We start from the raw sequence: 24,668 nt of genomic DNA on the forward strand, positions 1-24,668 counted from the left end.
CTTTGCCCCTCACCCTTTCGCGCGAAGACCGATCGCTGACGCTCTCGGGCGCTCAAGCCCTCTCCCGGCGGGAGAGGGTCAGTGGATGGCCGCCAAAGTCTCCAGCACGCCCTTGCCGTAGCGATCCAGTTTCGACTGCCCCACGCCGGGCAGGGCGCCCAGGCTGGTCAGGTCGCCCGGTTCGGCGTGGGCGATTTCCAGCAGGGTCTTGTCCTGGAAGATGACATAGGGCGGGACGTGCTGTTCCGAGGCGCGGTCGCGACGCCAGGCGCGCAGGGCTTCGAACCGGGCGCGGACGTCGGCGTCCATGGTCTCGAGCGCGGCGTTGCGGCCCTCGCCGGTGCGGTCGCGGCGATTGCGCGGATTGCCCGAGCGCGTGCCGGCGTCATAGCCTGCGGGCACGCGGCGCACCTCGATCTTGCGTTCGGCCTTGTAGACGGCGCGCACCGCCTCGCCGTCGCCCAGACCGACCAAGGGCTTGCCGTCGTTCGGATCCTCGACCAGCAGGCCTTCGAACAGCAGGTGATCGACGATGTCGCGCCAGCCGTTGGGCGAGATGTCGGCGCCTATGCCCCAGGTGGACAGCTGCTGTTCCCACGGCTGAACCGTCTTGGTGCGCCCCGTCAGGTGGTCGATCACCCGACCCCGGCCGAAGCGGCCGCCCAGGCGCTGAACCGCCGCCAGGGCCTTCTGGGCGGGGACGGTGGCGTCATAGGTCTGGGGCGGATCGCTGCAGATGTCGCAGACGCCGCAGGGGGCCGCGTCGTGCTCGCCGAAATAGCGGCGCACGGCCTGGGCGCGGCAGACGGCTCCGTCAAGCATGGCGAACAGCTGGCGGGCCTTGCGCACCTGAACCTGTTTGACCTCTTCGGCCATCGGGCGGCCGTCCAGCCGGCGCAGGGTCCAGGCGATGTCGGAGGGGCCGTACAGGGTGATGCCCTCGGCGGGTTCGCCGTCGCGGCCGCCCCGGCCGATCTCCTGCCAATAGGCCTCAAGCGAGCCCGGCGGATCGGCGTGGATGACGAAGCGCACGTCGGCCTTGTCCACCCCCATGCCGAAGGCGATGGTGGCGACCATGACGGCCCCGTCCTCGGCCAGGAAGCGTTCCAGCCGGCGGTCGCGCTCCTTGTTGTCCATACCCGCGTGATAGGCGATGGCGTTGGTCCCGGCGTCGCGCAGCGCCTGGGCCACGCGGTCGCAGCCGTCGCGGCTGCCGCAATAGACCACGCCCGGCTTGCCGCGCCGCTCGCGCACCAGTTCGATGACTCGGGCGTCGGTCTTGGCGCGCGAGGCGCTCTCCTTGCGTTCGGCCGAGAGTTGCAGGTTCGGGCGGGCGAAACTGTCGACGAAGACCTTGGCCTGTTCCAGCCGCAGCGAGCGCAGGATGTCGTCGCGCGTGCGGGCGTCGGCGGTGGCGGTGACGGCGATGCGCGGGACGTTCGGGAACCGCTCGGCCAGCAGACCCAGGTTGCGATAGTCGGGGCGGAAGTCGTGGCCCCACTGGCTGACGCAGTGGGCCTCGTCGATGGCGATCAGGCTGAGCGGCAGTTCGGCCAGCCGGTCCATCATGGCCCCCGCCGCCAGGCCTTCCGGCGAGACATACAGCAGGTCGAGGTCACCCGCGCGGGCCGCGGCCCAGATGGCCGACCGCTCGTCCAGCGAGACGCCGGAATCCAGCCGGGCGGCGGCGACGCCCTGTTGCTTCAGGGCTTCGACCTGGTCGGTCATCAGGGCGATCAGGGGCGAGACCACCAGGCCCAGGCCGGGGCGCAGGATGGCGGGGATCTGATAGCATACGCTCTTGCCGCCGCCGGTCGGCAGGACGGCCAGGACGTCGCGCCCGGCCAGGATCTCGTCCACCACCTGGCTTTGCAGGCCCCGGAAGTCGGCGTGGCCCCAGACGCGCGACAGCAGGGACCGGGCGTCGTCCAGCGTGAGGTCTTGGGCGGGTCGGGACTGGGTTTGCGTGGCCGGCATCCGAAGGTTGTGCACTATTTGTTCCGCCGTGCGAAGATCGCCCGGCCGTTTTCACGGCCGGGCGTCAGCTCGGGTCGGGGCGAAGCCTCAGTGGGCGGGCGAAACGGCGAACTGACCGCCGTCGCGATAGCGCCACAGGTAGGAGGGGGCGATGGCGGCCATGCCGGTCGGCGCGGTCAGGCCCAGGTCGGCCAGGGTCGCGGCGCCGGACGAGACGACATTGTCCTTTTGCAGCATGACGACCTGATCGCGGGTCAGGGGTGGGGTCAGGCCCAGCAGGCTGACGGTCTGGAACAGCGAACCCAGCAGCTTGGCGACCGGGAAGGGAATGGGCGCCAGCAAGCGGTCGTGGTGAGTCTCGCGCTTCACCAGCTCCAGCACTTCGCGGAATGTATAGATGTCAGGTCCGCCCAGTTCGAAGGTGCGGCCGGCCGCGTCGCCGCGGGTCACGGCGCGCGCGACCGCCTCGGCCACGTCGGCGACATAGACCGGCTGGAACCGGGTCTTGCCGCCGCCGATCAGCGGCAGGGCGGGCGCCGAGGCCGCCATGGCGGCGAACCGGTTCAGGAAGCCGTCGCTGGCGCCGAACACCAGGGAAGGACGCAGGATGACGGCGTCGGGATAGACGGCGCGGATCTGGGCCTCGGCCTCGCCCTTGGTGCGGGCGTAGGCGGAGCGGCTGTTCGCATCGGCGCCGATGGCCGAGATCTGGACGACGCGGACCACGCCGGCGGCCTTGGCCGCCTGGGCGATGTTCTTGGCGGCCTCGACATGGGCGCTCTTGAAACCGCGCTTGCCGCCGCCATCGTGCAGAACCCCGACCAGATTGACCACGGCGTCCGAACCGCGCACGGCGGCCGCAACGTCCTCGGCATTGGTCACGTCGCAGCGCATGAACTGGATCTGGCCCGGATCGCCCAGGGGCTGGACCTCGATGGCCAGAACCGGGTTGCGCACGGCGACGCGAATACGCCAGCCCAGGCGGGCCAGGGCGCGCACCGCCTGAGACCCGATGAAGCCGGACCCTCCAAAGAGGGTTACGACGCCGGGGGCGAGGTCAGCCATGGGGAAGCTCCAGTCGAAATCCGTGCTGCGGGATAGCCGATGGGGCGCGGCGCCGCAACGCTGGCGACGACCTTCCCCCGCTTGCGGGGGAAGTGTCAGGTCGTGACGCGAAGCGACACGCCTGACGATGGGGGAAGTCTTGTTTCTGAAAGGATGACTTCCCTCTCCGTCGCTGGATCGCTGCGCGATCGACGCGACACCTCTCCCGCAAGCGGGAGAGGGGCTCTCATCTTACGGCCGTCCCACCAACTGATCGACCGAACCGCTGGTGACCGGGTGATACAGCGGACGCGCCTCGGCGTAGATGCGCTGCGCTATGGGGCGGCCCCAGTCGCCCTCGTTCCACAGGGTCTGGAACAGGGGCATGACGAATTTGCGCCGGCCCTGGCTGGTCAGGAATTTCTCGGCCGTGGCGACCGAGGGCTGATAGCGGTGGGCCAGGGCGATCTGCAGCCAGGCGAAGGTCAGTTCGCTGTTGCCCTCGTTCGCCAGGTTCAGGGTGCGCTCCAGGTCCGCCAACTGGGCGTCGGTCAGCCAGTCGGCGCCGGCGGCCAGACCTTCGGGACGCCAGCCCAGGAAGCGCTGGCGTTGCTGGGTGTTCCACTCCGCCCACGGAATGGCCGAGGCCGGTCCCCTGTTCTTGAAGAAGGCGACGGCGGCCGCGTCGACCGGCGTGAAGGCGTTCGACACCGGGGCCACGGCGTTGGACGGCAGGCCGGGCTGATAGACCCAGGCGTCCAGCTGCAGTTCGGATTCCAGGCGCGCGTCGCCCTTAACCAGATGGGTGCGGATGTCGGCCAGGAACATGGCCGTGGTCATCGGCCGATAGGCGTTGCGGTCGAAATAGCCGCGCAGCCAGGCGTCGAACCGCTCGCGACCGACGGTGCGTTCGATGGTGCGCAGGAAGGCCGATCCCTTGTCATAGGCGATGGTGTTCATGCCGTCGTCGGGGTCGCGGCCGGTCAGGTCCAGGTGCAGGCGCGTGTCGGCGGCGGGCAGGGTCTTCAGTTCGTCCTGAAGTCCGTCCCAGCTCAGCACCTGTTCCTGCACCGCCCGGTCATGGCCGTAGACCGACTCCATGATCCGGTTCTCGAAATAGACGGTGAACCCCTCGTTCAGCCAGAAGTCGTTCCAGGTAGCGTTGGTGACCAGATTGCCGGACCAGGAGTGGGCCAGTTCGTGCGCCACCAGCGAGACCAGCGACTGATCCCCGGCGATGATGGTCGGGGTGGCGAAGGTCAGTTTGGGGTTTTCCATCCCGCCGAACGGGAAGGAAGGCGGCAGGACCAGCAGGTCGTAGCGGCCCCAGCGATAGGGGCCGTACAGTTTCTCGGCCGCGTCCACCATTTCGGCGGTGGGCGCCAGCTCGGCCGCGGCGGCGCGCAGGCGGCTGGGCTCGGTCCAGACGCCTGTGCGTTCGTCGAAGGGCGCGAAGGCGATGTCGCCGACGCCGATGGCGATCAGATAGGGCGGGATCGGATTGTCCATCCGGAAGCGCCATGTCTTCATTCCGTTCGCGGCCGCTTCGCCCTTGGGCGTCAGCTGGTCGGCGCTCATGACCACGGTCAGGTCGGCGGGTGCGGTGATGCGGGCCGAATAGGTCTGGCGGATGCCGGGGCTGTCCTGGGTCGGAACCCAGGTGCGGGTAAGGATGGCCTGGCCCTGGCTGAACAGATAGGGCTTCTGGCCGCCCGCCGTCTGGCTGGGCGACAGCCATTGCAGGGCCGCCGCGTCGGGCCGGGTCGAATAGCGGACGGTGATCTTGCGTCGCTCATGGGCGACGAAGGCCGGGAAATAGACGGTCAGGGGCTGGCCCTTGATGGCGTCATTGTCGCCGACGACATAGCGCAGCGGTTGCCCTGCGGCGTCGCGCACGTCCTGGATGTCCAGATTGCGGATGTCCAGGATCACCTCGTTGGCCCCAGGGACGGCCAGGATGTCCAGGGTCGCCGTGCCCGACAGGGTCTTGGCGTTGAAGTCGGCGGTCAGGTCCAAGGCCACGTCGACGACGCGGGCGATCTCGGGCCGGGCGTAGGTATGGCTGTCGATCGCGTCCGGGCCGGGCGCCGGGGCGATGGCGGGCGGCGCCAGAGAGGCTCCGGTCGTGGCGGAACAGGCCCCCAGGCCCAGGGCGGACGCAAGGGCGAGGGCGGAGACGAGACCGAAGGCTTTAGGCTTCATCGAGGCTTTCCGGGGCTGACCTTAGGGATTGGCCGGAGAACGCGCGGAAACTCAGAAAAGATCAAGCCTGCGGCCGGTCAAAGCCTCAGTGCCCCGGTGCTGGCGCCGGCGCCGGCGCGTGCTGGGCCCGGAACAGCCGGCCCCGTTCGGCGAACAGGACCAGGGCCAGGGCGATCAGGCCGAAGACGGTGAAGCCCAGCACCATGGGCACGGTGGTGCCGTTGAAGAGCTGCCCCACCGCAAAGCCCAGCAGTGATCCGAACAGGGTGGAGACGAAGCCCTGGATCGAGGCGGCCGTGCCGGCGATATGGCCCATCGTCTCCATGGCCATGGCCCCGAAATTGCCGGCGATCAGGCCAAAACAGAACATGGTCAGGGTCTGAAGGATCGCAAAGGTCCAGATCGTCTCGTGACCGCTCAGGGCGACCACCGCATGGATCGCCGAAATGGCGGTGAAGCCGATCAGGGCCGTGTGCGAGATCTTGCGCGACCCCAGCGACACCACCAGCCGGGCGTTGACGATGGAGGCCACGGCGATGCCGCCTGCGATCAGGGCGAAGACCGCCGGGAAGACGGCCTCGGCGTCGAAGACGTCGGCGAAGATCTGCTGCGACGAGTTGATGAAGCCGAACATGGCCCCGGTGACGGCCGTCATGGCCAGGGTGTATCCCATGGCGGTGCGGTCGGTCAGGGCGGTCTTGTAGGCCGAGGTCAGACGCTTCACCTGGATCGGCAGCCGATCTTCGGGCTTCAGGGTCTCGGGCAGGCGCAGGGCCGCCCAGACGATCAGCGCCACGCCGATCAGGCCCAGGCCGCCGAAGATCCACCGCCACGGCCCGACCAGCATGATCAGCTGGCCGATGGAGGGCGCCAGGATCGGCACGCCCAGGAAGACCAGGAAGCTGAAGGACATGACGCGGGCCATGGTCCGGCCTTCGTAGCGGTCGCGCACGATGGAGACGGCCAGCACGCGCGTGCAGGCGCTGCCCAGGCCCTGACCGATCCGGGCCAGGATCAGCATGTCGAAGGTCGGCGCCAAGGTGGCCAGCAGGCTGAAGATCACATAGACGCCCACGCCGAACAGCAGCACAGGTTTGCGCCCGAACCGGTCCGCCAAGGGGCCGTAGAACAGCTGGGCGCCGCCGAAACCGAGCAGATAGGCGGTCACCACCCACTGACGGCTGTTCTCATTGGCCACGCCCAGGGCGTCGCCGATCTGCGGCAGGGCCGGCAACATCGAGTCGATGGCCAGGGCGTTCAGGGCCATCATCAGGGCGATGATGCAGACGAACTCGACGAAACCGAGCTCTTTCTTGGCGGGCGCTGGGGCGAGGGTCGCTGACATTGGGGCCAGATGCGCCGTTGCGGCGCGAACCGCAACCATGTGCCTGTCACAAATTGCTGCAACGCAGCGATACCGAGCTTGAACGCCGGGCGCCTCGCCAAAGACAAGAAGCTTCGCTAGAGGAAGTCATGACAGAACAGATGACAGCACAGGCGGCGCTGGACCGCCTCGAAACCCTTTACACCCAATCCGTGACCAACCTGCGCGACGCCGTGCGGGATTTCGTCAACACCGGCGCGCGGCCTGATCCGCTGAAACGCGCCGACGGGGTGTTCGCCTATCCCGAACTTCGTATCCGCTGGGACGGGGATCGTCCCCAGGATCTGGCGCCGCGCGCCTATGCCCGGCTGTCGAAACAGGGAACCTACGCCACCACCGTCACCCGGCCGGACCTGTTCCGCCCCTATCTGACCGAACAGCTGGGTCTGCTCGAAGAGGAGTATGGGGCGACCTTCGAGGTCGGGATCTCACGCCAGGAAATCCCCTTTCCCTATGTGACCGACGGGCTTGAAGTCGCGCTGGACCGGTCGATGACGGCGGCCCTGGCGCGCTGGTTCCCGACAACGGACCTGGCCCATATCGGCGACGAGATCGCCGACGGCCTGTTCGACATGGGCGGAGACTTCCCCCTGTCTCATTTCGACGGCCTGAGGACAGACTTCTCGCTGGCGCGGCTGCGGCACTACACCGGCACGCCCGTGGACGATGTTCAGTCCTATGTCCTGTTCACCAACTACAATCGCTATGTCGACGAGTTCGTGCGCTGGGCCATCGAACAGCTTCAGACTCCGGGCACGCCCTATGAGACCCTGTCCTGCGCCGGCGGCGTGATCATCACGCGCGACACGCCCAACCCCGAGGCGGCGATCAGCGACACGGCCTGGAAGAAACACCAGATGCCGGCCTATCACCTGACGGCGCCGGGCCATCAGGGCGTGACCCTGGTCAATATCGGCGTCGGCCCGTCCAACGCCAAGACCATCACCGACCACCTGGCCGTCACCCGCCCGCACGTCTGGCTGATGATCGGCCACTGCGGCGGCCTGCGCGCCAGCCAGTCCATCGGCGACTATGTCCTGGCCCACGCCTATCTGCGCGACGACCATGTGCTGGACGCGGTCCTGCCGCCGGACATTCCGATCCCTTCGATCGCCGAGGTCCAGCGCGCCCTGTACGACGCCACCAAGTCGGTCAGCGGCATGCCCGGTGACGAGGTCAAGCTGCGCCTTCGCACCGGCACGGTCGTCACCACCGACGACCGGAACTGGGAGCTGCGCTATTCCAAGTCGGCCCTGCGTTTCAACCAGAGCCGCGCCGTCGCCATCGACATGGAAAGCGCCACCATCGCCGCCCAGGGCTATCGGTTCCGCGTCCCCTACGGCACCCTGTTGTGCGTCTCGGACAAGCCGTTGCACGGCGAGATCAAACTGCCGGGCCAGGCCAACCGCTTCTACGAAGGCTCGATCTCGGAGCATTTGCAGATCGGCATCCAGGCGGTGGACCTGATGCGCAACGAGGGGCCGAAACTCCACTCCCGCAAACTCCGCGCCTTCGACGAGCCGCCGTTCCGTTAAGGGCGTCGCACGAAAGACCCTCTCCCGCCTGCGGGAGAGGTGTCGCGTTGATCGCGCAGCGATCCAGCGACGGAGAGGGAAGTCCAACTCAGACGCAAGACCTCCCCCATCGTCAGGCGTGTCGCTTCGCGCCACGGCCTGACACTTCCCCCGCAAGCGGGGGAAGATCGTTTCGTCGCTGGCGTCGAAAAGTCGCCGGCAACTGGTTTCTGAGAAAGCACTTTACAAATCAAAGTGCACTGTGCATCCTGTGATCATCGGATTTCAGGAGGAGGACGCCATGACGCGCGACACGCAAAACATTCAGGACGACATCGCCTATATGCGGGCTCTGGCCCAGGAGGGGCGGCACGCGCCGTTGCTAGCGGGGCCATTCCTGGTGACGGCCGCCGTTATTTTCGGCGCGGCCAATATAGTGCAGTGGGCGCTGCTCACTGACGTTATCGACGCCAGTCCTTGGGCGCCGGTCTGGCTCTGGGTCGGGGCGGGCCTGGTCTTCGGCGTGGCCCTTGCGGTTCTGACGGGTCAGATGAAGGGCAAGCCGGGCTTCAACTCCTCGGGTAATCGCGCAGTCGGGGCGGCCTGGTCGGCGGTGGGCTACGGCATCTTCGCCACGTGGCTGGGTCTGATGGCGCGCGGGCTGAACAGTGGCGATTGGTCGGCCATGATGGCCATGCCGACGGTGGTCTTCGTCGCCTATGGCTCGGCCTGGATCATCGCCGGAACCATGACGAACACGCGCTGGATGACCCTGACCGGGGTCGTGTCCTATGTCGGGGCGGTAGCCATGGGTTGGTTCGCGGGCGACATGGCCATGTATCTGGTCTTCGCCGGGATGATCTTCGCCGTCGCCTTTGTCCCCGGTCTGATCCTGATGCGGCAGGAACCGTCGGAGATCGTCTGATGGCGGACGACTTCGATATCAGCCGCATCGACGACGTGATCCATGGACGGATCCGCCTTGGCGTCATGGCCTATCTGTCCGGGGCCGAGGCGGCGGATTTCAACACGCTGAAGGCCCGGTTGCAGACGACCGACGGCAATCTGTCGGTCCATCTGCGAAAGCTGGAGGAGGCGGGCTTCGTCGCCGTGACCAAGAGTTTCGTCGGCCGCAAGCCCCTGACTGAGGCCAGTCTGACTGAGGAAGGCCGGGCCGCCTTCGTCGCCTATCTGGACGCCATGGCGGGGCTGCTTCCCGCGCGCTAGAAGACGGGCATGAGCGACCGTCTCCACGCCTTCGAGGCCATCGATAACTTCCGCGACTATGGCGACTACGCCACGGCGGCCGGGCGACGCGTGCGTCCCGGCCGCCTGTTGCGTTCTGGCCATCACGCCCGCGCCAGCGACGCCGATCTGGAGCGGCTGAAGGCGTTCGACCTGGGGGCGGTGGTCGATCTGCGCCGGCCGGGCGAGCGGCGGGACCAGCCGTCGCGACGCCACGACGGCTTTGACGCCCTGGTGATCGAGGGCGGGATCGACGACGGAGCCGAGGCGCCGCACATCACCTTTCTGAAGACTGCGGACCTGACGCCGGATTCGGGCCGGCGTTTCATGGAACAGACCTATCGCAGCCTGCCGTTCGACGTCGCTCACATCGAGGTCTTCAGCCGCTATTTCCAGGCTCTGGGGGATATGGGGGGCGATCAGGACCGGCCTGTGCTGATCCACTGCGCGGCGGGCAAGGACCGGACCGGCTTCCTCGCCGCCCTGACCCATCATCTGCTCGGCGTCCACCGGGATGATCTGGTCGAGGATTATCTGCTGACCAACACCGCTGTGGATCTGGTCGGCCGCGCCCCGTCCATCGGGCGGCGCCTGCACGAGATGACCGGCCGCATGGCCTCCGACGATGCGGTGGTGGCCTTCCTCGGCGTCGAGCCCGCCTATCTCGAAGCGGCCTTCGCCGAGGTCGAGGCGCGGCACGGCTCGCTGGACGCCTATCTGGATCAGGCCCTGGGCGTCGACGCCCCCCTTCGGGCGCGGATCGAGGCGCGGCTGTCCGCGTGAGCGACGTCTTGCCCCATGTCGTCGTCCGCGATCATCCGTGGACGGATCCTTTGTTCGTGGCGGCCGGGGTCGGCGGGGCGGACGGGGCTCTGGCCCTGCTGTCCGACGGCGGTCCGGGCGGGCGATGGTCCCATGTGGCGATGGCGCCGGACCGGGTTCACGTGGGCGCGATCGAGGGCGATCTGTTCGACCCTCTGCGCGATCCGGCCTGGGGCGCGGGGACGGTCGGTCTGGCCGCCTATGACGCCGGGGCGCGGCCGGCGACGGGCGAACGGCCGCTGGTCTGGCCCGACCTGATCCTGGCCCGTTATCCGGCCCTGCTCAGCTTCGATCATCATCAGGGCCGTGTCCGCGCCATCGGTCGAGGCCGCAGCCCGGCCGAGGCCGCCGCCGCCGCCGACCGCGCCGCCGCCGGGCTGGCCGCCGCCCGTCCGCCCGTCTCGGCCGAAGCCCCGGCGCAGGACTTCACCCCCGAGGCGGACGACCAGGCCTATCGCGACGCCGTCGCCGAGGTCGTCGCCCGTATCGCCGCCGGCGAGCTGTTTCAGGCCAATATCGCCCGCGCCTGGAGGGGCGCCCTTGAGCCCGAGGCCGATCCGTTCGATGTCTTCCTGCGGCTGCAACAGGGGCGGGCCTCGCCCTATGGCGCCTTCTGGCGGATCGGCGATCGGGCCCTGGTGTCCAACTCGCCCGAGCTGTTCCTGGCCTTCGACGGCGAGACCCGGCGTATCGAGGCGCGGCCGATCAAGGGCACGCGCGCCCGTTCGGCTGATCCGGTTCAGGACGCGGCCCTGGCCGCCGCGCTTCAGGCCAGCGCCAAGGACCGGGCCGAAAACCTGATGATCGTCGATCTGATGCGCAACGACCTGGCCCGCGCCTCGCGCGTCGGTTCGGTGGCGGTCGAGCGGCTGTTTGCGATCGAGAGCCACCCCACCGTCCATCATCTGGTCTCGACCGTGGTCGGTCGGGCCGAGCCGGGGGTGACGCCGGCCGACCTGCTGGAGGCGACCTTCCCGCCCGGCTCGATCACCGGCGCGCCCAAGCATCAGGCCATGAAGGTCATCGCCGATCTGGAGCCGCCGCGCGGCGCCTGGTGCGGGTCGCTGTTCATCCTGGAGGATGGCGGCGGCCTGACCGCCTCGGTCCTGATCCGCACCGCCTCGTTCGAGCGACGCGACGGCGGCTGGACCTATCGCACCCTGGCCGGGGCGGGGATTGTGGCCGACAGCGACCCCCAGGCGGAACTGGCCGAGACCGAGGTCAAGATCTCCGCCCTGCGGCGCGCCCTTGTCGGCTGATCCGTCGGGATAATCAGCAGGTCGAGCAGGTGATGACGGCGGTCCGCCGCGGCTCCAGCAGGGCGCGGCGCTCGAACCTGAACTCCGGCAGGAACTGCTGGAAGGGCGACGCATAGGTATAGGCCGCCTCGGCGATGATCACGGATTCACCGTCGGCCAGCAGGTCCGCAGGCACCTTGGCGCCCGCGACGGTCAGATCGCCGGACAGGGCCCCGGTGGATTTCGAACTCCGGCTCCAGTCCACCTTGTAGGTGGAGGACGACACGCGGGTCACGCTGCTGATCCTCTGTTCCAGCGCCGTAGAATTGAAGGGGGCCATGATGTCGGGGCCGGCGTCGAAGATATTGTCGACGTCGGTCGCCGTCAGGGCGGTGGATTGCGAGGCCAGATCGGCGACCGTAGCAGCCACATGACTGGTCCGCTTCAACGCCATATAGCCCTGACACAGGTCCACCAGCCCGGCGTAGAACAGGATCATCACCGGGGCGATCAGGGCGAATTCGACGGCGGACACGCCCCGCTCGTCGCCGGCCAGTCTGCGCAACAGTCTGCGGATCGAGAGCCTAGGCATTCCAGGGCTCGTTGCGGAAGGCGGTGGTGGACGAGATGACGACCTCGCCCGCGCCGCCGCTGGTGACGGCCTGGGTCAGGGACGGGGCGATCATCGGCTGGCGATACCAGATCCGCACCCGCACCAAGTCCGTGGCGTCGCCGCCGTCATAACTGTCTTCATCGGGCACGCCGTCGCCGTCGGCGTCAGCGTCTGCGGCCTCTGCGGCGAAGGTGGCGACCACACGCACGTCGACCGTGGTGCGCGCGGCGCAGTCGCTCTCGAACACGCTCATGTTGGCGCAGAAGGCCGTCTTGAACTTGGCGGCGTCAAAGCCCTGCTGTTGGGCCTGGCCCGTGCGGATCAGACGGGTGGCGTCGATCACGGCGTTTTCGGCCACGGCGTCGATTATGAAGACCAGGCCCAGCTCGAGCAGCGAATACAGCAGGACGAAGAAGGGTACGGCCACCATGGCGAATTCGACCGCCGCCGCGCCCTCGCGCGCCTTGCGGGTGTCGGTGCGGCGTGGCCGGATCAAGACAGGGCGGCGGATCATCAAGCGGACCTAGGGCGCGACGGCGGCCGTCGCGCCTTGAGACTTGCGAACGCTGGGGGCGCAGGAGGAGCCACACGCCATCTCGGTCGCCTGGGCGCCGCGCCAGACGCGCACTGTGCCGGTCGAGCCGCCGGTGACGACGATTTCGCGCTGGAACAGGGTGCGGCCCAGGCTGTCGACGGCGACGACCTCGGTCACGCCGTAGCCCTTGCCGAGGATGAACAGGGTGTTGGCGTCCACCACGGTGACGTCGGCGATCGCCGGATTGCCGACGATGACGGACGAGGCCGGGGCGTTGAGCTGGACCCGGGCCGAGCGATCTATCTCGACATTGAGCGCACCGGTTTGGGCGACAGCGGTCATGGGCGCGGCGAAAAAGGCGGCGGCGAGCAGGATCGGGAGGAGGCGGGGCATCGGCGACTCTGGTGCGATAGCGCGTATGAACGCGGACGCGCGCATATTGCCGCCCGCTTCCTCAACAAAGGCTGAAGCAATAGAATTCCGATTTTCTTTGGTGAATCCGAACGTAACCACAATTTGTGACTCACCCTTAATAGGCGTTGGCCATTCTGTCCCTGCGTTTGGGGGTCAAGCGGGCTACCGGCTCCCCCCGCCTAGTTGCTCGCTGGACATTTTTAAAAGGGATCTACCATGACCAAGTTCATTTCGCGTTTCGCTAAAGACGAGTCGGGCGCCACGGCCATTGAATACGGCCTGATCGCGGCTCTGATCGCCGTCGTCATCATCACCGCCCTGACCACCCTCGGCGGCAACCTTTCCGATACCTTCGACTCGGTGAGCGAGAAGCTCGGCGGCACCGCTGCGCCCGCCGCCTAATAGGGCGACGTCGTCTTGAAGACGTGAAGGGCCGGGGCGGCGACGCCCCGGCCCTTTCTCTTTGTCCTTTACGGACAGGGGAAACCCGACCTTAACGTCCGGCCCCGTAAGCTCGAGGAATGGATTCTCTCCTCCTCCTGGCCCTGGGCCTGATGCCGGCGCTCGTCATCATCGGCGGTCTGCACGACCTGGTGACGATGAAGATTCCGAACTGGATCTCTCTGGCCCTGATCGTCCTCTTTTTCCCGGTCGCCCTGGCGGCGGGTCTCGGCCTCACGGGCATGGGCGTCCATGTCGGAGTGGCGATCCTGGCCCTGGTCGTCGGTATGGGGATGTTCGCCCTGAACTGGATCGGCGGCGGCGACGCCAAGCTGATCGCCGCCAGCTGTCTGTGGCTGGGTTGGAGCGGCTCGGCCATGTTCCTGCTGTGGACCGGCGTCGCGGGGGGCCTGTTTTGCCTGCTGCTGATCCTGGCGCGCCAGCATCTGCAATTTCTTACGCCCACGGCGCCCGGCTGGGTCGCCCGCCTGCTGGAGCCCAAGGGTCATATTCCCTATGGCGTCGCCATCGCCATCGGCGCCCTGCTGGCCTTCCCCGAGGCGGATTTGATGAGCGGCTTTCTACGCTGAGCTGGGCCCGTCGGCCCCGCCAGGCGGGGGCGCGTCAAGCTTAGGAACGCATTAACCCGCAGGCCTCATGATTGTTAACGGCAGCGCATCATGGACCCGGTCCGCGTCGCGGCGTCTGTCGGAGTTTTCTGGATGAAGCCCGCCCGTATCGTCGTTATCTGCATCGCCGCCGTGTCGGCGCTCGGTCTTGCCCTGGTGGTTCGCGCCATGGGCAATGGCGCTCCGGCTGCCCCGGCCGCCGCCGCCGCCGTCGAGGCGCGCCCCATGGCCAAGGTGCTGGTCGCCGCCAAGGACCTCGAGCCCGGCAAACGTCTGACCGAAGGCGACCTGGCCTGGAAGGACTGGCCGCTGGACGAGGTCAATCCCGCCTTCATCACCGACGGCTCCACGCCTGTGCCCGCCAAGCCGGCCGCAGAGAAGGGGGCCGAGAGTTCAGCCGAGAAGACCGAAGCCGCCGTCGAGGGCACGGCCAAGGCCGTCGCCAAGATCGCCGGGCCCGGCGCCAAGGCCGACTATGTCGGCTCGGTGGTGCGCGAACCCATTCTGGCCGGAGAGCCCATCGTCGGCCGCAAGATCGTGCGCGCCGGCGACAGCGGCTATCTGGCCGCCTATCTGGAGCCCGGCATGCGGGCCATGGCCATCGGCGTGACGGTGGAATCGGCCGCCGGCGGCTTCATCCTGCCGGGCGACCGCGTGGACGTGGTCTTCACCGGCGAGGATAAGAGCGGCGTCGAGGGCGGCGGCGGCAAGTTCATCGCCGGCACCGTTCTGCACAACGTCAAGGTTCTGGCCATCGATCAGTCGACCCGCGCCGGCGACGACGAACAGGCCGTGGTGGGCGCCACCGCCACGCTTGAGGTCGGCCCGCGCGACGCCGAGATCCTGGCCCAGGCCAAGGCCCAGGGCGTGCTGTCCCTGTCGCTGCGCTCCTATGCCGATACGGCTGGGCCTTCCGGCTCGCTGCGCCGCGGTCCTGCTCCGGCCCAGGCCCAGTCCCAGCCCCAGACCGTCCGCATCTACCGCGGCGGCGCGCCCGAAGTGGTGACGCCGTGAGGAAGACGATCATGCGCAAGACCGCCGTTCTCGCCAGCGTCTTGCTGGCCGGCTTGATCGCGGCCCCCGTCGCCGGGGTCGCCCAGAGCCGCACCGCCGTCTCGACCGGCGCGGCGCCGCGTCTGATCAACCTGCCGCGCGGAACCTCCTTCGCCGTCGACCTGCCCGCCGACGCGCGCGACGTCATCGTCTCCAATCCGCAGGTGGCCGAGGCCATGCTGCACTCGCCGCGCCGCATCACCGTCATCGGCGTCGCGCCGGGCGAGACCGACGCCGTCTTCCTGGACGCCGCCGGCCGCACCATCCTCAGCCTGCGGGTTCGGGTGGACGCAGGCACCAGCGCCTTGCAGGACACCCTGACCCGCCTGATCCCGGGCGGTTCCATCCAGGCCGAGGCGGTCAACGACACCATCATTCTGACGGGCACGGTCACCAGCCCGTCCCAGGCCGACCAGGCGCGCCGCGTCGCCGGCGCTTTCGTCAGCGCGCCCGAGAAGGTCATCAATCTGATCGGGGTCACCGGATCCGACCAGGTCACGGTCAAGGCTCGGATCGTCGAGGTTCAGCGTTCTGCGGTCAAACAGTTGGGCATGGACGTCAGCGCCGTGCTGAACACCGTCGGCGACGGCCTGTCGCTGAGCCAGACCTCGACCTTCGCCGTCAACGGCAGCCTGCTGGGCGGCGGCGGCGTCGGCTATTCCGACAGTAGCGGAAACGGCAACAGCTTGTCGGCCACTGTAAAGGCGTTCGAACGCGCCGGCCTGATGCGCACCCTGGCCGAACCCAATCTGACCTCGGTCAATGGCGAGAACGCCGAGTTTTTGGCCGGTGGCGAATACCCGATCCCGGTCGGCCTGTCCGACAACAACGGCACGGCGCAGGTCGGGGTCGAGTTCAAACCCTATGGCGTGCGCCTGGCCGTTCGCCCCATCGTTCAGTCTGAAGGTCGGATCTCGCTGCAACTGTCCACCGAGGTTTCGGAACTCAGCAGCGAGGGCGCCTTCACTCTGGGAGCGGGCTCCTCCACCCTGGTCATTCCGGCCCTGACCGTTCGCCGGGCCTCGACCACGGTCGAGCTGCCGTCCGGCGGTTCGCTGATGATCGCCGGCCTGCTGAGCGAGTCGACGCGCCAGAACGTCGACAAACTGCCGGCCCTCGGCGATGTGCCGGTGCTGGGATCCCTGTTCCGGTCGCGCGACTATCTGTCGGGCGAGACCGAACTGGTCATCATCATCGAGGCCTATCTGGCCTCGCCGACCTCGCCGGGCCGATTGCAGACCCCGGCTGATGGTCTGCATATCGCCAATGACGCCCAGACGCTGCTGTTCGGACAGCTGAGCCGGACCTACGGCACGCCCCAGACCGCAACCGGAGCCGCCACTGGCCCCGGTTGGTCCGGCCCCGTGGGCTATGTGATCGAATGAGCCGTCCCATGATCAGATTCGCCGCCGTCGCCGCCGTCTCGGCCCTGCTGTCGGCCTGCGCCGCAACCGGGTCTACCGGCGCTCCGCCCCTGACCTCTACGTCCCGTTATGTGCTGCAAGTCGAGCCCGGCGTCGATCGCATCGCCCTGGCGGTGCACGCCGACGGCCTATCGACCACACAGCAGGCGGCCTTGGCGGATCTGGCCGTCCGGTTCGCCCAGGCGCGCGCCGATATCATCCGTATCGAGACCCCGACCGGAGACGATCCGGTCGCGCATCAGGTCGCCTGGAACACACGCGACGCCTTGATCGCACGCGGCGTCCCGGCCGAACGGCTCCGTGTCGTCTCCTATGAGGCGCCTGCGGCGCGAGCGCCGATCCTCGCCGGTTTCGAGACCGTTCAGGCGTTCATTCCCAACTGCGCCGCCGCCCAGTCCGTGATGCGGTCGAGCTTCTCCAACCAGCCGTCCTCCGCCTTCGGCTGCGCTGTGACCGCCAATCTGGCCGCCCAGATCGCCAATCCGCGTGACATCGTCGCCCCGGCCGACCTCGCGCCTTCCGACATGGGCCGTCGCGGCAAGGTGTTCGACACCTATCGCGGGGGTGTGAAGACCTCGGCCCCGCAAGAGCCCTTGATCGACGGCGAAATCTCGAAGGCGGTCGACTAGTTCATGACCATCCCTGCATCACGACCGCCTGAACCCTTCGACGATCCCTATGACGTCGACATGGATTTCTCGGAGGCCGCGGCCTTTCCGAGCGAGCCTGTCCGCTCGCCGCTCCAGTTCACGCCCCCGGCGCCTTCGCCGGCGTCCGCTCCGATTGCGGGAGGCGTGGCGCCTCTGACCGCGCCCGTGCCCGGGGCCGTCTTCAATCCCGTCGGCGACATGCTCGCACAGGCCCAGTCGCACCTGGCGCCCGCGCCGCAAGCGGCGCCGGTTCCGTCAGGCCCGGCCGCCTCCGATCTCGCGGCTCCCGATCTTGCTCCCGATCTGGCGCCGTCCAGTTCGGCGCCTTCAAGCCTGGCTCCCGTCGGTCTGGCCCCTGCCGCCAACATCGGCGAAGTGTCGGTGCCGCGCATCGCCATCCACGTCTTCGCCGAACGTCAGGACACCCTGGCGGCGGCCGAGCGCGCCGCCCAGGACCGCCGGCTGTCGCGCGCCACGACCCAGATTCGCATCGGCGGGATCATGGCCGCCGTGGCGGCCTATCAGCATGAGCCGACGCCGCCGCTGATCATCGTCGAATGCCTGAAGGACCCCCAGACCCTGTTGTGGGAAGTTGATCAGCTGGCCGAGGTCTGTGATGCGGGCACCAAGGTGGTGGTCGTCGGCCCGACCAACGACATCCTGCTGTTCCGCGAGCTGATGCGTCGCGGCGTCAGCGAATATCTGGTGGGGCCGCTCCAGCCCCTGCAACTGATCGCGGCCATCGGCGGCCTGTTCAACGACCCGGCCCAGCCCTTCGTCGGCCGCTCCATCGCCTTCGTCGGCGCGCGGGGCGGGGCCGGGGCCTCGGCCGTGGCGCACAATACCGCCTATGCGATCTCGGAACGGATCGGCGCCAACACGGTCATCGTCGACTATGACCTGCCGTTCGGCACCGCCGGCCTGGACTTCAACCAGGATCCGCTCAGCGGCGTCGCCGACGCCCTGGGTCAGCCGGACCGCCTGGATTCGACCCTGCTGGACCGGATGATGGTCCGCTGCACCGACAAGCTCAGCCTGTTCGCCGCGCCCGCCACCCTGGACACCGACTGGGACATCTCGACCGAGGCCTTCGAAGAGGTGACGACGCGCATCCGCTCGACGGCGCCCTTCGTGGTTCTGGACCTGCCGCACCTGTGGTCGCCCTGGATGCGCCGCACCCTGATCAGCGCCGACGAGGTGGTGATCGTGGCCACCCCCGACCTGGCCTCGCTGCGCAACGCCAAGAACATGATGGACCTGATCCGCTCGGGTCGGCCCAATGACGCCCCGCCGCGCCTGGTGCTGAACCAGGTCGGCGTGCCGGCCCGTCCCGAGATCCCGGCCAAGGATTTCGGCGCGGCCCTGGGCGTCCATCCCAGCCTGATCATCCCCTTCGACGCCAAGACCTTCGGCGCGGCCGCCAACAACGGCCAGATGATCCTGGACGCCGGGGCCAAGACCAAGGCGGCCGAGGCCTTCCAGACCCTGGCCCAGATCGTCTCCCAGCGCGAAATCCCGGCCCTGGCCGGCCCCAGGGCCAAGTCGGGCAAGACGGGCGGCGCGACCGAGTCGAAGTCGCTGTTCGCCGGCATGTTCAAGAAGCGCTGACGGGTGTTCGGAAAACGTACAGGTCAGCCCGGCGCCGCGACGGTCCCCTTGCGTCCCGCGGGCGGCGCGACCGATGCGTCCAGCGCCCCGCGCCAGCCGGCACCCGGCGTGCAGACCGAGGCCTTCGCCTTCGGGGGGGCTGACGTCGAGCCGGTGGCCGAGGCGTTCGCCATGGCCGACGCCCCTGCCCAGTTCGGCGGCGCATCTTCCGAGGCGACCGCAGCCGCCAAAGCTGACCGCCTCGACGCCCTGGCCTCGCGCCCAGCGTCGGAAGCGCCCCAACCCGCCGCCGCGCAGGGCGGAAAGCCGGGCGCCGGTCCCAAGGCCACCGCCGGCTTCGAACAGCTGAAGAAGGCCCAGGCGGTCGCCGAGATCGTCCGGGAACAGAGCGACTATTACCACGCCACGAAGACCACCATCTTCAACGCGCTGATGAACACCATCGACCTGGCCCAGCTGGCCCAGCTGGACACCAAGGCCGCATCGGAAGAGATCCGCGACATCGTCGCCGAACTGGTGGCGATCAAGAACGTCTCCATGTCGGTCGCCGAGCAGGAGCATCTGGTTCAGGACATCGTCAACGACGTCCTGGGTTACGGCCCGCTGGAGCCGCTGCTGGCCCGCGACGACATCGCCGACATCATGGTCAATGGCGCCGGCCGGGTCTTCATCGAGGTCGCGGGCAAGGTCCAACTGACCAATGTCCGGTTCCGCGACAACAACCAGCTGATGAATATCTGCCAGCGGATCGTGTCCCAGGTGGGCCGCCGCGTGGACGAGTCGAGCCCGATCTGCGACGCCCGACTGCCCGACGGATCGCGCGTCAACGTCATCGCCCCGCCCCTGGCGCTGGACGGCCCGACCCTGACGATCCGGAAGTTCAAGAAAGACAAGCTGACGATGAAGAATCTGGTGGACTACAAGTCCATCAGTCCCGAGGGCGCGCGCGTCCTGGGCGTCATCGGCGCCTCGCGCTGCAATATCGTCATCTCGGGCGGTACCGGCTCGGGCAAGACGACCCTGCTCAACACCCTGACGGCCTTTATCGACCCGACCGAGCGCGTCATCACCTGCGAGGACGCCGCCGAGCTTCAGCTGCAACAGCCGCATGTGGTGCGTCTGGAGACCCGGCCGCCGAACCTGGAGGGCCAGGGCACCATCACCATGCGCGACCTGGTGAAGAACTGTCTGCGGATGCGTCCCGAACGGATCATCGTCGGCGAGGTGCGCGGCCCCGAGGCCTTCGACCTGTTGCAGGCCATGAACACCGGCCACGACGGCTCCATGGGCACGCTGCACGCCAACTCCCCGCGCGAGGCCATCAGCCGGATGGAATCGATGATCACCATGGGCGGCTACGGCCTGCCGTCCAAGACCATCCGTGAAATGATCGTCGGCTCGGTCGACGTCATCATCCAGGCCGCGCGCCTGCGCGACGGCTCGCGCCGCATCACCCACATCACCGAGGTGGTTGGGCTGGAAGGCGACGTGATCGTGACCCAGGATCTGTTCGTCTACGACATCACCGGCGAAGACGAGCACGGCAAGGTCATCGGCCGCCACCGCTCGACCGGCATCGCCCGTCCCCGCTTCTGGGACCGCGCGCGCTACTATGGGCTGGAGCGCGAACTGGCCGACGCCCTCGACGCGGCGGAGTAGGGACATGTTGCCGATCCTCGCGGCGGTCCTCGCCTTCATCACCATCGGCGGTCTGGGTTGGGTCTTCGTCGGCGGAGACGATTCCTCGGGCCAGGCCGTCAAACGCGCCAAGAGCCTGGGCGAGAACAAGCGCGAGGCCGCCACCGCTCGCAAGGCCGCCGCCGCCGCCAATACGCCCGAGGCGCGGCGCAAACAGATCATGGTCCAGCTTCAGGAAGCCGAGCGGCGCGAGCGCAAGGCGCGCGCCAATATGGCCGCCAAGCTGAAACAGGCCGGCCTGACGATCAGCATCCGGACCTTCTATATCGCCAGCGCCGTCGTCGGCCTGATCGCCGGCTTCGCCGCCCTTCTGGGCGGGCTGAATATCCTGATGGCGCTCGGCGTTGGGGTGATCGCCGGCCTGGGCCTGCCGCGCTGGGTCGTCGGATTCCTGGCCAAGCGGCGGATGAAGAAATTCTCGCTCGAGTTTCCCAATGCGGTGGACGTCATCGTTCGCGGCATCAAGTCGGGTCTGCCGGTCCACGAGTGTTTCAAGATCATCGCCCGCGAGAGCCCCGCGCCCCTGGGGCCGGCGTTCAAGAAACTGGTCGAGGCCCTGGGCGTCGGCATGACGCTGGAACAGGCGCTGGACAAGATGTTCGAACAGATGCCCACGCCCGAGCTGCGCTTCTTCACCATCGTCATCGCCATCCAGCAGAAGACTGGCGGCAATCTGGCCGAGGCCCTGGGCAATCTGTCGACCGTGCTGCGCGCCCGCCGGATGATGGCCGAGAAGGTCAAGGCCCTGTCGTCCGAGGCCCTGGCCTCGGCCGGCATCATCGCCGCCCTGCCGCCGGCGGTCATGACCATGGTCATGTTCTCGAGCCCCAGCTACATGATGATCCTGTTCACCGACATGCGCGGCAACTTCCTGTTGCTGGTCGCGGCCGCCCTGATGAGCCTGGGCGTCTTCGTGATGAAGCGCATGATCTCGTTCAAGATCTGAGGCGGGGACCATGAACGGCTTCATCCGCTTCATCACCGATCCGCAGAACCTGCTCAGCCTCGGCGTGGGCGTGCTGGTCTTCGCCACCGTCCTGACCCTGCTGTCGTCGATGACCGGCGGGGTCAAGCTGGACAAGCGGATGAAGGCCGTGTCCGAACGCCGCGACGAGCTGAAGCGTCGGTCGCGCGCCGCCATCCACAGCGGTCCGGGCGGCCTGCGTCACACCGACGACGGCGGCTTCAAGAAGCGGGTCGTGGACCGGCTGAACCTGACCCAGCTGCTGGAAGATCCCAAGGTCGCCGACCAGATGGCCCAGGCCGGCTATCGCGGGCCGCGCCCCCTGACCACCTTCTACTTCTTCCGCTTCGCCTCGCCCTTCCTCTTCCTGGTGGTGGCGGCCTTCTACATGTTCGTGATCAAGATCGTGGACTGGCCCACGATGCAGAAGATCACCGCCTGTATGGCCGCCGCCGTGGCCGGCTTCTATGCGCCCAACCTGTTCTTGCAGAACCGGATCACCAAGCGCCGCACCTCGATCATGCAGGCCTTCCCTGACGCCCTCGACCTGCTGCTGATCTGCGTCGAGGCGGGTATGTCGATCGAGGCGGCCATCGCCAAGGTCAGCCAGGAGATCGGCACGTCGTCCATCGACCTGGCCGAGGAACTGTCCCTGCTGTCGGCCGAGCTGTCCTATCTGCCCGACCGTCGCATGGCCTATGAGAACCTGGGCAAGCGGACCAATCATCCCGGCGTCAAATCCGTCGCCGTCGCCATGACCCAGGCCGAGACCTATGGCACGCCCCTGTCCTCGGCCCTGCGGGTCATGGCCAAGGAGAACCGCGATCTGCGCCTGTCCACGGCCGAGAAGAAGGCCTCGGCCCTGCCGGCCCAGCTGACCGTGCCGATGATCCTGTTCTTCCTGCCGGTGCTGTTCATCGTCATCCTGGGCCCGGCGATCCTGAACATCATGGACACCATGGCCAAGGGCTGACCAGCCTCTGGATCAGGCTTCCGCCGCCGCCTTCAGCCGATCAACGATGTCCTGGTGGGCGTCGCGCAGGGCGATCCGGTGCTTGTCGTGGAACAGTTCGCCCCTCAGCCCCGCGAACTTGTGCGCCGACGAGATGATGCAGCTGCCCTTGTCCAGCTCCTCGATGTCGATGTAGCGCAGGGTGCGGAACAGGAAGCCCCGGTTCTCGGTCCAGACCAGCCGCACATAGGGCCGCCAGTCGGCCACGCGGGCCGTCGCGGCTCGCTCGGGCTGGCCTGGAAAGGCCTCGCTCAGGCTCAGTTGGCCGCCGAAGGCGATGGCGCCCTCGACCCCCGTCTCATACGGATTCCATTCGCTCCAGCGCGACAGGTCGCTGACCAACGCCCAGATCCGGTCGGAGGTCGCTCGCACGCCGGCGCGTTTCTCGATCTTCGTGTCGTCCATTCCGCCGATCTGGCACGGCTCGGCGGCGGAGGAAAGGCGTCTCAGTCGGGAACGACCACCTTCAGCCGCCGCCCGTCGTCCAGCCCCAGACGCGTCTTGACCTCGAACAGGTCGGCGCCGGCCGGGATGATCAGCAGTTTCTTGGGATGGGCGGCGTTCACCGCCACCACCCCGCCCTTGGGACAGAGGTCGAAACAGTCGGTTCCCGCCACCGTCAGCGCGCCCTTGCGCCCCTTCTTGCCCTTCTTCAGGTGCAGATATTTGCGCAGGGCCTTCTTCAGCGTCAGGTCGCCGTCCGGCCCGAAGCCGCCGTCCAGCTTCTTCGAACACTTGCGACACACCAGCACGACGTCGCGCCACTCGGTCGTCGTGCTCTTGATCGGCTTGGCCATGATTCCAGTGTCGCCGAGCGATGGTCGTTGCACAAGCGGCCCCGGCGCCCCCATCCTGCGACGGTCACGATTTCACAGGATCTTCACATGCGCCGCCTGTTCGCCGTCTCCACCCTGACGCTGCTGCTCGCGGCGGGGGCCGCCCCTGCCCAGGCTCAGGCTCAGGTCGATGCGGCGACCGTGGACGCCGCCGTCCAGCGGGTGACGCCCCAGGTGACGGCATGGCGCCGCGACTTCCACCAGCATCCCGAACTGGGCTTCGCCGAGACCCGCTCGGCCGCCGTCATCGCCGACCATCTGCGCGCCCTGGGGCTTGAGGTCCGCACCGGGGTCGGCAAGACCGGGGTCGTCGGGGTTCTGCACGGCGCCCGTCCGGGCCGGGTCGTGGCCCTGCGCGCCGACATGGACGCCCTGCCTGTGCAGGAGGCGACGGGACTGGACTTCGCCTCCACCGCCACCGGAACCTATATGGGCAATACGGTTCCCGTGGCCCACGCCTGCGGCCACGACATGCACATGGCCATGTTGATGGGGGCGGCGGAAGTCCTGGCCGGGATGAAGGACCAGATCGCCGGCACGGTGGTCTTCATCTTCCAGCCGGCGGAGGAGGGCGCACCTCCCGGCGAACCCAAGGGCGGCGCCGCCCTGATGATCGCCGAGGGCGCGCTGAACAATCCCAAGCCCGAGGCCATCTTCGGCCTGCACGTCGTGCCCGGCCGTCCGGGCAGCGTCTTCTATCGGCCCGAAGGCTTCATGGCCGCCTCGGACCGGGTCGATATCGTGCTGAAGGGCAAACAGACCCACGGCGCCTGGCCCTGGCGCGGCGTGGACGTGATCGCGGTGGCCGGCCAGGTGATCGAAACGGTCAACACCCTGACCGCCCGCACGGTCGATCCGACCACCACCCCGACCGTCTTCACCATCGCCACCCTGAACGCCGGCGTCCGCTATAACATCATCCCCGACAGCGCGACCCTGTCGGGCACGCTTCGCACCTTCGACGTCGCCCAGCGCGACGCCCTGGTCGCCCGCGCCGAGACCGCCATCGACCATGTCGCCGCCGCCTACGGCGCGACCGCCGAGTTCGGCGTCAAACAGAACGCCGCCCTGGTCTTCAACGACCCCGGCCTGTCCGCCTGGCTGGCCCCGGTCCTGACCGAAGCGGCGGGCCCCGGCAACGTCAACCCCGCCACGCCCCCAACCACGGTGGCCGAGGACTTCAGCTATTTCCAGCAGGCCATCCCCGGCGTCTTCTACCACCTTGGGGCCAGTCCTGACGGCGTGGACCCGTCACAGTCCGCCCCGAACCACTCGCCGGAGTTCTCACCGAACGAGAAGGTCTTGCCGCTGGGCGTGAAGACGCACGTCCTGACGGCGCTACGGTTTTTGGAGCGGAGTTAGGCT

Annotated in this window: 24 protein-coding genes; 15 read left to right on the forward strand and 9 right to left on the reverse strand. The window is 68.0% G+C overall.

The window, feature by feature from the left end; translation table 11 throughout:
* Nucleotides 1-78 precede the first annotated feature (78 nt).
* From recQ to OU998_RS03240, 4 genes are all read right to left on the reverse strand, one after another.
* Nucleotides 79-1,977: a DNA helicase RecQ gene (gene recQ, locus OU998_RS03225; RefSeq protein ID WP_267515409.1), complete on the reverse strand. Its 1,899-nt coding sequence runs from the start codon at nt 1,975-1,977 to the stop codon at nt 79-81.
* Nucleotides 1,978-2,064: 87 nt separating this feature from the next.
* Nucleotides 2,065-3,042, reverse strand: coding sequence for a complex I NDUFA9 subunit family protein (locus OU998_RS03230; RefSeq protein WP_267515410.1), 978 nt, complete (start codon nt 3,040-3,042; stop codon nt 2,065-2,067).
* Between the two features lie 231 nt (nt 3,043-3,273).
* Nucleotides 3,274-5,223: a M1 family metallopeptidase gene (locus OU998_RS03235; protein ID WP_267515411.1), complete on the reverse strand. Its 1,950-nt coding sequence runs from the start codon at nt 5,221-5,223 to the stop codon at nt 3,274-3,276.
* Nucleotides 5,224-5,308: 85 nt separating this feature from the next.
* Nucleotides 5,309-6,568, reverse strand: coding sequence for a multidrug effflux MFS transporter (locus tag OU998_RS03240; protein WP_267515412.1), 1,260 nt, complete (start codon nt 6,566-6,568; stop codon nt 5,309-5,311).
* A gap of 128 nt (nt 6,569-6,696) precedes the next feature.
* Here OU998_RS03240 and OU998_RS03245 point away from each other — a divergent pair, with 128 nt between their 5' ends.
* The 5 genes from OU998_RS03245 (at nt 6,697) to OU998_RS03265 (ending at nt 11,447) form a co-directional block, all read left to right on the forward strand.
* Nucleotides 6,697-8,142 carry an AMP nucleosidase gene (locus tag OU998_RS03245; protein WP_267515413.1) on the forward strand — a complete coding sequence of 482 codons (1,446 nt, stop codon included), beginning with the start codon at nt 6,697-6,699 and terminating at the stop codon, nt 8,140-8,142.
* Between the two features lie 280 nt (nt 8,143-8,422).
* The gene (locus OU998_RS03250) at nt 8,423-9,046 is read left to right on the forward strand and encodes a hypothetical protein (protein ID WP_267515414.1); all 624 of its coding nucleotides are present in this window, start codon (nt 8,423-8,425) and stop codon (nt 9,044-9,046) included.
* Nucleotides 9,046-9,348: a winged helix-turn-helix domain-containing protein gene (locus OU998_RS03255; protein ID WP_267515415.1), complete on the forward strand. Its 303-nt coding sequence runs from the start codon at nt 9,046-9,048 to the stop codon at nt 9,346-9,348. Before OU998_RS03250 ends, OU998_RS03255 begins: the two co-directional genes overlap by 1 nt.
* Nucleotides 9,349-9,357: 9 nt before the next feature.
* Nucleotides 9,358-10,149, forward strand: coding sequence for a tyrosine-protein phosphatase (locus OU998_RS03260; RefSeq protein WP_267515416.1), 792 nt, complete (start codon nt 9,358-9,360; stop codon nt 10,147-10,149).
* Complete coding sequence (locus OU998_RS03265) at nt 10,146-11,447, forward strand: anthranilate synthase component I family protein (RefSeq protein ID WP_267515417.1); 1,302 nt, start codon at nt 10,146-10,148, stop codon at nt 11,445-11,447. The genes OU998_RS03260 and OU998_RS03265 overlap by 4 nt, the downstream gene beginning before the upstream one ends.
* 13 nt (nt 11,448-11,460) lie before the next feature.
* Here OU998_RS03265 and OU998_RS03270 read toward each other — a convergent pair whose 3' ends face one another.
* From OU998_RS03270 to OU998_RS03280, 3 genes are read right to left on the reverse strand one after another with little or no spacing between them, the layout of a single operon-like run.
* Entirely contained in the window at nt 11,461-12,018 is a 558-nt protein-coding gene (locus tag OU998_RS03270; protein WP_267515418.1) for a TadE/TadG family type IV pilus assembly protein, read from the reverse strand.
* Entirely contained in the window at nt 12,011-12,553 is a 543-nt protein-coding gene (locus tag OU998_RS03275; RefSeq protein ID WP_267515419.1) for a TadE/TadG family type IV pilus assembly protein, read from the reverse strand. The genes OU998_RS03270 and OU998_RS03275 overlap by 8 nt, the downstream gene beginning before the upstream one ends.
* A gap of 9 nt (nt 12,554-12,562) precedes the next feature.
* Nucleotides 12,563-12,967 carry a pilus assembly protein N-terminal domain-containing protein gene (locus OU998_RS03280; protein ID WP_267515420.1) on the reverse strand — a complete coding sequence of 135 codons (405 nt, stop codon included), beginning with the start codon at nt 12,965-12,967 and terminating at the stop codon, nt 12,563-12,565.
* A gap of 237 nt (nt 12,968-13,204) precedes the next feature.
* On the opposite strand from OU998_RS03280, the gene OU998_RS03285 reads away from it, so the two are divergent.
* From OU998_RS03285 to OU998_RS03325, 9 genes are all read left to right on the forward strand, one after another.
* Nucleotides 13,205-13,390 (forward strand): Flp family type IVb pilin, encoded by a 186-nt coding sequence (locus OU998_RS03285; protein ID WP_267515421.1) that lies wholly within the window; start codon nt 13,205-13,207, stop codon nt 13,388-13,390.
* A 119-nt stretch (nt 13,391-13,509) separates the two neighbouring features.
* Nucleotides 13,510-14,019 carry an A24 family peptidase gene (locus OU998_RS03290; RefSeq protein ID WP_267515422.1) on the forward strand — a complete coding sequence of 170 codons (510 nt, stop codon included), beginning with the start codon at nt 13,510-13,512 and terminating at the stop codon, nt 14,017-14,019.
* Between the two features lie 132 nt (nt 14,020-14,151).
* A complete protein-coding gene (cpaB, locus tag OU998_RS03295) occupies nt 14,152-15,072 on the forward strand; it encodes a Flp pilus assembly protein CpaB (protein WP_267515423.1) in 921 nt (306 codons plus the stop codon).
* Nucleotides 15,073-15,083: 11 nt separating this feature from the next.
* Complete coding sequence (locus OU998_RS03300; RefSeq protein ID WP_267515424.1) at nt 15,084-16,496, forward strand: type II and III secretion system protein family protein; 1,413 nt, start codon at nt 15,084-15,086, stop codon at nt 16,494-16,496.
* An 8-nt stretch (nt 16,497-16,504) separates the two neighbouring features.
* On the forward strand, nt 16,505-17,164 hold the full coding sequence (locus OU998_RS03305; protein WP_267515425.1) for a CpaD family pilus assembly protein: 660 nt from the start codon (nt 16,505-16,507) through the stop codon (nt 17,162-17,164).
* A gap of 3 nt (nt 17,165-17,167) precedes the next feature.
* Nucleotides 17,168-18,793 carry an AAA family ATPase gene (locus OU998_RS03310; protein WP_267515426.1) on the forward strand — a complete coding sequence of 542 codons (1,626 nt, stop codon included), beginning with the start codon at nt 17,168-17,170 and terminating at the stop codon, nt 18,791-18,793.
* Between the two features lie 171 nt (nt 18,794-18,964).
* Nucleotides 18,965-20,452 (forward strand): CpaF family protein, encoded by a 1,488-nt coding sequence (locus tag OU998_RS03315; RefSeq protein ID WP_420709827.1) that lies wholly within the window; start codon nt 18,965-18,967, stop codon nt 20,450-20,452.
* A 4-nt stretch (nt 20,453-20,456) separates the two neighbouring features.
* Nucleotides 20,457-21,437 (forward strand): type II secretion system F family protein, encoded by a 981-nt coding sequence (locus tag OU998_RS03320; protein ID WP_267515428.1) that lies wholly within the window; start codon nt 20,457-20,459, stop codon nt 21,435-21,437.
* A gap of 10 nt (nt 21,438-21,447) precedes the next feature.
* Complete coding sequence (locus OU998_RS03325) at nt 21,448-22,428, forward strand: type II secretion system F family protein (protein WP_267515429.1); 981 nt, start codon at nt 21,448-21,450, stop codon at nt 22,426-22,428.
* 12 nt (nt 22,429-22,440) lie between these two features.
* Here the strand turns inward: OU998_RS03325 and OU998_RS03330 are convergent, their stop codons facing one another.
* Nucleotides 22,441-22,872 (reverse strand): SRPBCC domain-containing protein, encoded by a 432-nt coding sequence (locus OU998_RS03330; RefSeq protein WP_267515430.1) that lies wholly within the window; start codon nt 22,870-22,872, stop codon nt 22,441-22,443.
* A gap of 41 nt (nt 22,873-22,913) precedes the next feature.
* Complete coding sequence (locus OU998_RS03335) at nt 22,914-23,264, reverse strand: hypothetical protein (protein ID WP_267515431.1); 351 nt, start codon at nt 23,262-23,264, stop codon at nt 22,914-22,916.
* A gap of 87 nt (nt 23,265-23,351) precedes the next feature.
* Between OU998_RS03335 and OU998_RS03340 the strand changes: the two genes are divergently transcribed.
* Entirely contained in the window at nt 23,352-24,665 is a 1,314-nt protein-coding gene (locus OU998_RS03340) for an amidohydrolase (RefSeq protein ID WP_267515432.1), read from the forward strand.
* The last annotated feature ends 3 nt before the right edge of the window (nt 24,666-24,668 follow it).

The sequence above is a fragment of the Brevundimonas sp. SL130 genome (assembly GCF_026625805.1).
Taxonomy (GTDB): domain Bacteria; phylum Pseudomonadota; class Alphaproteobacteria; order Caulobacterales; family Caulobacteraceae; genus Brevundimonas.

Excerpts from the sequence above, each read along its gene's own strand:
- recQ (WP_267515409.1), bottom strand. The coding sequence starts at position 1,977 with ATGCCGGCCACGCAAACCCAGTCCCGACCCGCCCAAGACCTCACGCTG.
- OU998_RS03230 (WP_267515410.1), bottom strand. The coding sequence starts at position 3,042 with ATGGCTGACCTCGCCCCCGGCGTCGTAACCCTCTTTGGAGGGTCCGGC.
- OU998_RS03235 (WP_267515411.1), bottom strand. The coding sequence starts at position 5,223 with ATGAAGCCTAAAGCCTTCGGTCTCGTCTCCGCCCTCGCCCTTGCGTCC.
- OU998_RS03240 (WP_267515412.1), bottom strand. The coding sequence starts at position 6,568 with ATGTCAGCGACCCTCGCCCCAGCGCCCGCCAAGAAAGAGCTCGGTTTC.
- OU998_RS03245 (WP_267515413.1), top strand. The coding sequence starts at position 6,697 with ATGACAGAACAGATGACAGCACAGGCGGCGCTGGACCGCCTCGAAACC.
- OU998_RS03250 (WP_267515414.1), top strand. The coding sequence starts at position 8,423 with ATGACGCGCGACACGCAAAACATTCAGGACGACATCGCCTATATGCGG.
- OU998_RS03255 (WP_267515415.1), top strand. The coding sequence starts at position 9,046 with ATGGCGGACGACTTCGATATCAGCCGCATCGACGACGTGATCCATGGA.
- OU998_RS03260 (WP_267515416.1), top strand. The coding sequence starts at position 9,358 with ATGAGCGACCGTCTCCACGCCTTCGAGGCCATCGATAACTTCCGCGAC.
- OU998_RS03270 (WP_267515418.1), bottom strand. The coding sequence starts at position 12,018 with ATGCCTAGGCTCTCGATCCGCAGACTGTTGCGCAGACTGGCCGGCGAC.
- OU998_RS03275 (WP_267515419.1), bottom strand. The coding sequence starts at position 12,553 with ATGATCCGCCGCCCTGTCTTGATCCGGCCACGCCGCACCGACACCCGC.
- OU998_RS03280 (WP_267515420.1), bottom strand. The coding sequence starts at position 12,967 with ATGCCCCGCCTCCTCCCGATCCTGCTCGCCGCCGCCTTTTTCGCCGCG.
- OU998_RS03285 (WP_267515421.1), top strand. The coding sequence starts at position 13,205 with ATGACCAAGTTCATTTCGCGTTTCGCTAAAGACGAGTCGGGCGCCACG.
- OU998_RS03290 (WP_267515422.1), top strand. The coding sequence starts at position 13,510 with ATGGATTCTCTCCTCCTCCTGGCCCTGGGCCTGATGCCGGCGCTCGTC.
- cpaB (WP_267515423.1), top strand. The coding sequence starts at position 14,152 with ATGAAGCCCGCCCGTATCGTCGTTATCTGCATCGCCGCCGTGTCGGCG.
- OU998_RS03300 (WP_267515424.1), top strand. The coding sequence starts at position 15,084 with ATGCGCAAGACCGCCGTTCTCGCCAGCGTCTTGCTGGCCGGCTTGATC.
- OU998_RS03305 (WP_267515425.1), top strand. The coding sequence starts at position 16,505 with ATGATCAGATTCGCCGCCGTCGCCGCCGTCTCGGCCCTGCTGTCGGCC.
- OU998_RS03310 (WP_267515426.1), top strand. The coding sequence starts at position 17,168 with ATGACCATCCCTGCATCACGACCGCCTGAACCCTTCGACGATCCCTAT.
- OU998_RS03315 (WP_420709827.1), top strand. The coding sequence starts at position 18,965 with ATGGCCGACGCCCCTGCCCAGTTCGGCGGCGCATCTTCCGAGGCGACC.
- OU998_RS03320 (WP_267515428.1), top strand. The coding sequence starts at position 20,457 with ATGTTGCCGATCCTCGCGGCGGTCCTCGCCTTCATCACCATCGGCGGT.
- OU998_RS03325 (WP_267515429.1), top strand. The coding sequence starts at position 21,448 with ATGAACGGCTTCATCCGCTTCATCACCGATCCGCAGAACCTGCTCAGC.
- OU998_RS03330 (WP_267515430.1), bottom strand. The coding sequence starts at position 22,872 with ATGGACGACACGAAGATCGAGAAACGCGCCGGCGTGCGAGCGACCTCC.
- OU998_RS03335 (WP_267515431.1), bottom strand. The coding sequence starts at position 23,264 with ATGGCCAAGCCGATCAAGAGCACGACGACCGAGTGGCGCGACGTCGTG.
- OU998_RS03340 (WP_267515432.1), top strand. The coding sequence starts at position 23,352 with ATGCGCCGCCTGTTCGCCGTCTCCACCCTGACGCTGCTGCTCGCGGCG.